Source organism: Paraburkholderia sp. GAS448 (assembly GCF_050435685.1).
Lineage (GTDB): Bacteria > Pseudomonadota > Gammaproteobacteria > Burkholderiales > Burkholderiaceae > Paraburkholderia.
Map to the genome: position 1 here is coordinate 1 of NZ_JBNDKT010000098.1, position 7,012 is coordinate 7,012.

Annotated in this window: 6 protein-coding genes and 2 pseudogenes; 7 read left to right on the plus strand and 1 reads right to left on the minus strand. The window is 61.5% G+C overall.

Annotation, left to right across the window (positions count from 1 at the left end):
• The 4 genes from P3T23_RS46895 to P3T23_RS46910 form a co-directional block, all read left to right on the plus strand.
• Positions 1–1,071 (plus strand): YadA-like family protein (locus tag P3T23_RS46895; protein ID WP_429322830.1); only part of this gene is annotated, 1,071 nt, incomplete at its 5' end.
• Between the two features lie 87 nt (positions 1,072–1,158).
• Positions 1,159–1,872 carry an OmpA family protein gene (locus P3T23_RS46900; RefSeq protein WP_429322831.1) on the plus strand — a complete coding sequence of 238 codons (714 nt, stop codon included), beginning with the start codon at positions 1,159–1,161 and terminating at the stop codon, positions 1,870–1,872.
• 24 nt (positions 1,873–1,896) lie between these two features.
• Positions 1,897–2,160 (plus strand): YadA-like family protein, encoded by a 264-nt coding sequence (locus P3T23_RS46905; RefSeq protein ID WP_429322832.1) that lies wholly within the window; start codon positions 1,897–1,899, stop codon positions 2,158–2,160.
• A 214-nt stretch (positions 2,161–2,374) separates the two neighbouring features.
• Positions 2,375–2,512 (plus strand): YadA-like family protein, encoded by a 138-nt coding sequence (locus P3T23_RS46910; RefSeq protein WP_429322835.1) that lies wholly within the window; start codon positions 2,375–2,377, stop codon positions 2,510–2,512.
• A 635-nt stretch (positions 2,513–3,147) separates the two neighbouring features.
• Here the strand turns inward: P3T23_RS46910 and P3T23_RS46915 are convergent.
• Positions 3,148–4,470 carry an IS5 family transposase gene (locus P3T23_RS46915; RefSeq protein WP_429322833.1) on the minus strand — a complete coding sequence of 441 codons (1,323 nt, stop codon included), beginning with the start codon at positions 4,468–4,470 and terminating at the stop codon, positions 3,148–3,150.
• 680 nt (positions 4,471–5,150) lie between these two features.
• Here P3T23_RS46915 and P3T23_RS46920 point away from each other — a divergent pair.
• The 3 genes and pseudogenes from P3T23_RS46920 to P3T23_RS46930 all read left to right on the plus strand — a co-directional run.
• A complete protein-coding gene (locus P3T23_RS46920; protein WP_429322834.1) occupies positions 5,151–5,696 on the plus strand; it encodes an ESPR-type extended signal peptide-containing protein in 546 nt (181 codons plus the stop codon).
• Between the two features lie 6 nt (positions 5,697–5,702).
• Positions 5,703–5,885, plus strand: a pseudogene (locus tag P3T23_RS46925) (YadA-like family protein); the annotation flags it as partial.
• Between the two features lie 6 nt (positions 5,886–5,891).
• A pseudogene (locus P3T23_RS46930) lies at positions 5,892–7,012 on the plus strand (beta strand repeat-containing protein); the annotation flags it as partial.

Below are 7,012 nucleotides of genomic sequence, written 5' to 3' on the forward strand. Positions count from 1 at the left end.
GCCATCAACGGCGGCCAGCTGTTCGGCGTGAGCAGCTCGGTGGCTGATGCCCTGGGCGGCGGTTCGACGGTGAACGCGGACGGTACGGTCTCGGCGCCGAGCTATTCGCTGGCTGGTGGCAGCACGACGGTGCACAACGTCGGCGATGCAATCACCAACGTCGATGGCCGCGTGACGCAGAACACCGGCGACATCAGCGACCTGAAGGACTCGCTGACGGGCGGTGGTGTGATCGACCCGACGACCGGTCAGTCGCTGGCGGTGGCGTATGACAGCGCAGCGAAGAACTCGGTGACGCTGGGCGGCGCGGCCGCGACTGCACCGGTGGCGTTGAAGAACGTCGCAGCGGGTGTCGATGGCAATGATGCGGTGAACGTCGACCAACTGACTGGTGCACTCAAGGACGTTGAAGCCGGGGCGAACCCGCTGGGCGTGCAGTACGACAGCATCGCCAAGAACTCGGTGACCTTGGGTGGCGTCGGATCTACCGTTCCGGTGGTGCTGACTAACGTCGCGAACGGATCGAGCCAATACGACGCGGTGAACTTCGGACAGTTGAGCGCCTTGCAGGGCCAGGTCACGAACATCGACCAGCGTGTTACCAACATCGAGGTCCCGGGCAACGGTGGCGGCGTCGGTGGTGGCGGCAGCTGGAACAACGATGCCGGCGGCAAGACGGTCACTAACGTCGGAAACGGCGTTGCGCCGACCGATGCAGCCAACGTCGGTCAGTTGAACGACGCGATCTCGGCAGCAGTGGGCGATTTGCCCGCAGGTACGTCGGCGAAGGACTATACCGACGTGCGTATCAACGACGTCCAGGGGCAGATCAACGACGTGTCGAAGAATGCCTACTCCGGCATTGCGGCGGCCACGGCGCTGACGATGATTCCTAGTGTCGATCCGGGCAAGACGCTGTCGTTCGGTATCGCCGGTGGCTCCTACAAGGGCTACCAGGCGGTCGCGTTGGGCGGCGAGGCTCGTATCACCCAAAACATCAAGATGAAGGCGGGTGTTGGTATCAGCAGCGGCGGCACCACCGTCGGGGCGGGTGCTTCGTACCAGTGGTAAGCGGTTAGCCGGGAAGGGGCGTGAGCCCCTTCCCGGCTATTTGCACCTTCCTAATTTTTTCTTTTCGCTTCCTGCGAATTTAAAAGCATGAAACAGAACTTCTCCAGTCATTTGCGCCTGCCTTTGCTGGGCGCACTTCTCGGTCTGCTTGCGGCATGCACGACGCAATCGGGACCGACTTACAACATGCATGCGATCGTTGCGAAGGGCCAGCAGGCCCCGGTCTACCGCGTCACATGCGATGGTCTCTTTGAAAGCTCAAATTCCTGCATGAAGGCCGCCGCAGAGATGTGTGCGGACAAGCCTGTCACCCCGCTGGAATCCGTCGATGGCGTCAAGTCGGGCATCAACACGAAGAATCCGCGCGAAATAACATTCCAGTGTGGCGCGCCGCCGCAACCGGTTGCAGCAGCTGCTCCCGCGCCGGCGCGGGTACCCGCGCGGGTACCCGCGCCGGTACCGAAAGCGGTCTCGCTGGGCGGCGATGCCAAATTCGACACGGGTAAGGCGACGCTCAGGCCTGACGCAATGGACAGGCTGGACACGCTCGCAAACGAGGCGAGAGGCGTCACGTTCAGCAAGGTCATGGTAAGCGGCTACACCGACTCGACCGGCTCCGATGCACTGAACCAGCCGCTGTCCGAGCGCCGTGCGCAGGTAGTGGCGGACTATCTGCGCGCTCGTGGGCTCCAGGCCAATTCTTGGGTGGTGTACGGATATGGCAAGGCTGAGCCGGTGGCATCCGACGCAACGGCGGCAGGCCGGGCGCAGAATCGTCGGATCGAAGTGAGAATGAACTAATGGCGAGTAACGGACGCCGTGAACGTGAGCCAGTTGCAGTCGGAAGATGCGAAGGTCAACCAGGGCGGCACGACGACGGCGTCGGCACTGCAGCGGTTCAACGAGGCCAACCACGCGATCAACGACGTGGCGAAAAACGCTTATGCCGGTATCACTGCGGCAATGGCCATGCCGAACATGACGCCGTCCGGTCCTGGTCGTACGATTGTCGCCGCCGGCGGAGCCACCTACAAGGGCGGCAGCGCTGCGGCAGTGGGAGCAACGTACAGCTCCCGGAACGGCAAATAAGCAAGTAAGAAGTAGCAGGAGGGTAATGTTGCACGGTCTTGCCGGTCACGGCAGACCGTGCTTTTTTTTTAACAGGGTATGTGGGTAAATTGAATTGAACGGTCTGCGCAGCGATATGGACAAGCTCCGCCAGAACGCGATGGACGGTCCCGCTGCGACGATGGCTCTCGCTAAACTGCCGCAGTCGGTACAACCAGGCCGAGTGACGGTTGCCATGTACGGTGGTCAGCTGGATACTGCACCCGGTATGTCGTACATGACACGTGGCAGCAACTGGACGCTCAAAGCTGCCGCTGCCTCAAGCAGTCGCGGTGAGGTCGGTGCCGCACTCAGCGCGGGCTTCCATTGGTAAGCATTAGTTTCCCGGCTGCGCATGCAGCCGGGGAGGTTCAGGGAAAGCACGCATCAGATGTTCTTATGCGTGCTTTGTCGTATCTGGAGAGCGGTACTTCATCGAAGGCAGTCTGCATCCTGATTACGTTGTCGCCTGCAACCGCTGTAACTCCATCGCTGGTGCAACATACGGGTGAGGACATTGCCGGCGGGGCAGTACATCGTGTTTGACCGGTTGTTCTCCTTAACCGATGGCTCCGCGCGAGCCGCACGCCGGCTCACGATCTGACGCAGATGCTGGTGGTGGCGTAGTGCGCGATCCTGCTGGACGCACAGTCGAGCGCAATCCAGATCGGGGGAGAAGTGAAGCTGGACTGGCTACGCCTCCTATTCCGCTGGAACAGGGCATTCCCTCTCACAACACCTCCGGTCGAGTCTTCGCCGCACTCACTGTGCGCGGCTCGCATCAGGCTGGCCAGCGGTGCATCGTCAGTGACATCGATCACCCGATGGCAGCAGCGGGTCCTGTGGTCCGGCATGCGCTCGATCGTGATGGTTGAGGTCACCCCCGAGATCGGCGTTAGGGTGACGAAAGAGCGCCGCCGCTACGTCTTTAGTCGGGTCTGAATAATTCGCTTTGGTCGGCCCTTGCCCTCACGGCTGGAAGACCACCGTGATTGAGCGGTTAAGCAAAGCGATCCGAACAAGGGCGTAAAAAAGCCTCAGCGTTCTGAGGATCATCCGCAGGTTATGGCCGGCGCCGCACAGCACTGCGTGTATCGCATCACCGAGCGCACCTTTGAGCCAGTTCCGATCGAGCTTGCCGTCCGCCTTCATGTGACCGATGGCTGGCTCGATCGCGCTTCGCCTGCGGATCATCGCGCGCAGGCCGCGCGTGATCCCACGTCGCAATCCGGGGTGATAGATCTTCACGCCATCGACGACGACGCCCTTGTACCCGCGATCAACAATGGCGACTTCCGGCTTCACGTCGCTCAGGATCGCCGCCTGCTCCAGCGCCTCAGCCAGCGTATGGCCGTCGTACGGATTACCGGGCATCGAGCGCGCCCCGATCACGAGCCCTTCCTTGTGGGTCGTCGTGATCGACACCTTGACGCCGAATTCGTACGGCGTACGGGCCTTGCCTTTGGCCAGACATTCGACTTCCGGTGCATGCAAGGCATAAAGCTTGTTCCTGTCCTTCTGCTTCTGCGACAGGATGCGTCTGGTGCGACCAATCAACTCCTGCAGCGCACTGCGCCCGGTGTCAGCAACCGATTCGAGCTGACGCTCCACGTCACGCATCACCCGCCCGACGCGCGAGCGCAACGTGCGCAGGGCCTTCTTCATGCGCTTGTACTGCTTCGCATGGGCGTAGCGGCCAATCTGACGCGCCAGGTGCGGTGCCTCGCGGTTGTGGTTCTGCCGCAGCTTCAATCCGTGCCGTGCCGCGGCCTTCACCAGATGTTCGCGACACCGCTCGAGCAGGCGCGAATCGGTTGGATGGGCGATCGCCTTTTGCATGACCGTCGTGTCGACGATCACGCGCTTCGCGCTTGCTGCCTTGATCACGTTTGCGCGCTTCGCCGCTTCGATCGTCTCGGTCAGCAGCTCTTCAACGCCGGCTTCTCCCAGGCGCTTGCGCCAGCGCGTCAGGCTCGACGGATCGACCGGCGGCTTGGTCTGTAAGTACGTCTCACCGGTAAAGACCTGCCAATACGGGTTCTCCACCCATTGCCAGACCACTTCTTCGTCCGACAGATCGAACGCATGCTGGAGATACAACAAGCCAGCAATCAACCTCGGTGAGGTGGCCGGACGACCCTTGCGGGAGACGAAGCTTGCGCTCATCGACGTACCCAGCCGATCCCAGTTGATCAGATCGGCCAGACGTACCAGCGGGTGCTTCAGGTTGATCTGCTCGCGCAGAGGGTGTCGGAACAAATCGTCTTCGCTCACCGCTGTCTTCGGACCCATCCAGACCCCGACAGAATTTGCAGGAAACCACCCATAATCTGCCAGGTTCCTGCAATTGCATCAACCACTTTCCGCTTCAAACCCTTGCTGCACAGGGCGCTTCGAATTATTCAGCCCCGACTCTTTAGCCTGCCCCGGACGCGGCACGCATTGCCCATGCGGTGCGCTCCCACGGGTGTATTGAAAACGACCTGCGCTGGTGTCGTGATGTGGCCTTTGGCGAAGACCGGTGCCGGGTGCGCGTGGATAACTTCGCCCTCCCCGGACGCATCGTGATGAGCCTGCTGCGCCAGGACTGTATCACTAAGACATGACTGAAAAACTATCGTCTGAAGGCCCGCGCGAGCGATGTTTATCAGGTTCAAGTCCTTGCCTGGAAAGCGATCCGGTGATCTGGCACGTCATGCAATTGCCCTGATCTGACATTCGGACTGTGCCTATTTTCACTCTGTCTCGAAAATATAAACTGGAGTCAGTTAAAGAGATCAGTGCAACGCGATCTGAGTCTTCCGGAATTCAAAAGGTATTGACCGATCGTCACTGGCTGTCCGGTGTTGGGGAGCGCGTCATCGTCACGATTTTCTAGCAGGAATTGCTGATCTGGAAGACAGGAATGGTTTCCATAAGATAAGTAGTCCTGCGTTATATCGATTAATCAACTCTTGCAAAAGGAACCCATCATGAACAAGTCATATGTCAGCGTCTGGAATGAGGCGCTTGGATCGTGGGTAGCGGCCTCTGAGAATACGGTTGCGCGCGGCAAGCGTAGCAAGGCAAAGGTTTCTGCAGTTGTGGTGACCGCGCTTGTGGCCGCTGCCTCGTGGGCGCCGGTAGCACACGCACAGTACAACGCGGGCGGCGGTGTTGCCAAGGGATTGCATTCGATTGCAATTGGCTCAGGAGCTACGACTGACGGTACAAATCCCAACAGCATAGCTATGGGGTATAACGCTTCTGCCGATTCTGGTACGTCGGCAGGCGCATGGAGTGCTACTGCTATCGGCACCAATGCGACCGCAACCGGTGATGGTGCTGCCGCATTGGGTGATTCCGCTACGGCCAAAGCGGACAAGGCAACTGCAGTTGGCCGCGGTGCAATGGCCAACGCGGTCGGTTCAAGCGCAATCGGCGCAGAGGCAGCAGCTACCGGGGTGCAGTCCACGGCGGTCGGTTGGCGGGCCCAGGCGACAGCTGCTAGGGCTACGGCGCTCGGAACCGAAGCCTAAGCGGTGATGGGTGGTACTGCACTTGGCGACCATGCGAATGCGACTGGGGCGTTTTCCTCGGCAGTTGGTTCGAATGCTCAAGCGGCTGGGCTCCAGTCGGCTGCGGTTGGTGCGCTTGCTGATTCGGCAGGGGATCACTCCGTGGCAGTTGGTTCGAATGCTACGTCGGCTGGGACCGGGTCTGTGGCACTTGGTTTGGTCGCTATTGCATCGGAGGATGACTCTGTCGCGTTGGGCTCGAGGTCGCTCGCCGACCGCGGCAACGCGGTGTCGGTTGGCAATGCGACGCTCAAGCGCCAGATCATGAACGTGGCGGCCGGCACGGAGGACTCGGACGCGGTTGTTGTGTCTCAGCTCAAGGGAGTGACTGCCGCGCTCGGTGGTGGTGCCGCGGTCAATGCCGACGGCTCCATCTCGGCGCCGAGCTACAACGTGGGTGGCACGACGGTCAACAACGTGGGTGACGCAGTCGCCAACCTGGACGGACGCGTGACCACGGTGGACAACCGCGTCACCAGCATCGACGGGCGCGTGACCAACGTGGAAGGCTCGGTCACGAACCTGACGCAGCAACTGGACGGCGGCAGCGTCGGCCTGGTGCAGCAGGACGCGACCAGCAAGGCCATCACGGTGGCCAGGGACCTGGATGGCACGACGGTGGACTTCACCGGCACCGATGGCGTACGCTCGCTGAGCGGCGTGAAGGCCGGTACGCTGGGCGACACCAGCACCGAGGCGGTGAACGGTTCGCAGCTGTACGCGACCAACCAGAACGTGACGACCAACGCGGCCAACATTGAGGCCAACACGACGAACATCACCAGCCTGGACAGCCGCGTGACCACGGTGGACAACCGCGTCACCAGCATCGACGGCCGCGTGACCAACGTGGAAGGCTCGGTCACGAACCTGACGCAGCAACTGGACGGCGGCAGCGTGGGCCTGGTGCAGCAGGACGCGACCAGCAAGGCCATCACGGTGGCCAGGGGCCTGGACGGCACGACGGTGGACTTCAGCGGTACCGATGGCGAGCGCACGCTGAGCGGCGTGAAGGCCGGTGCGCTGGGCGACACCAGCACCGAAGCGGTGAACGGTTCGCAGCTGTACGCGACCAACCAGAACGTGACGGCCAACACGGCCAGCATTGAGGCCAACACGACGAACATCACCAGCCTGGACAGCCGCGTGACCACGGTGGACAACCGCGTCACCAGCATCGATGGCCGCGTGACCAACGTGGAAGGCTCGGTCACGAACCTGACGCAGCAACTGGACGGCGGCAGCGTGGGCCTGGTGCAGCAGGACGCGACCAGCAA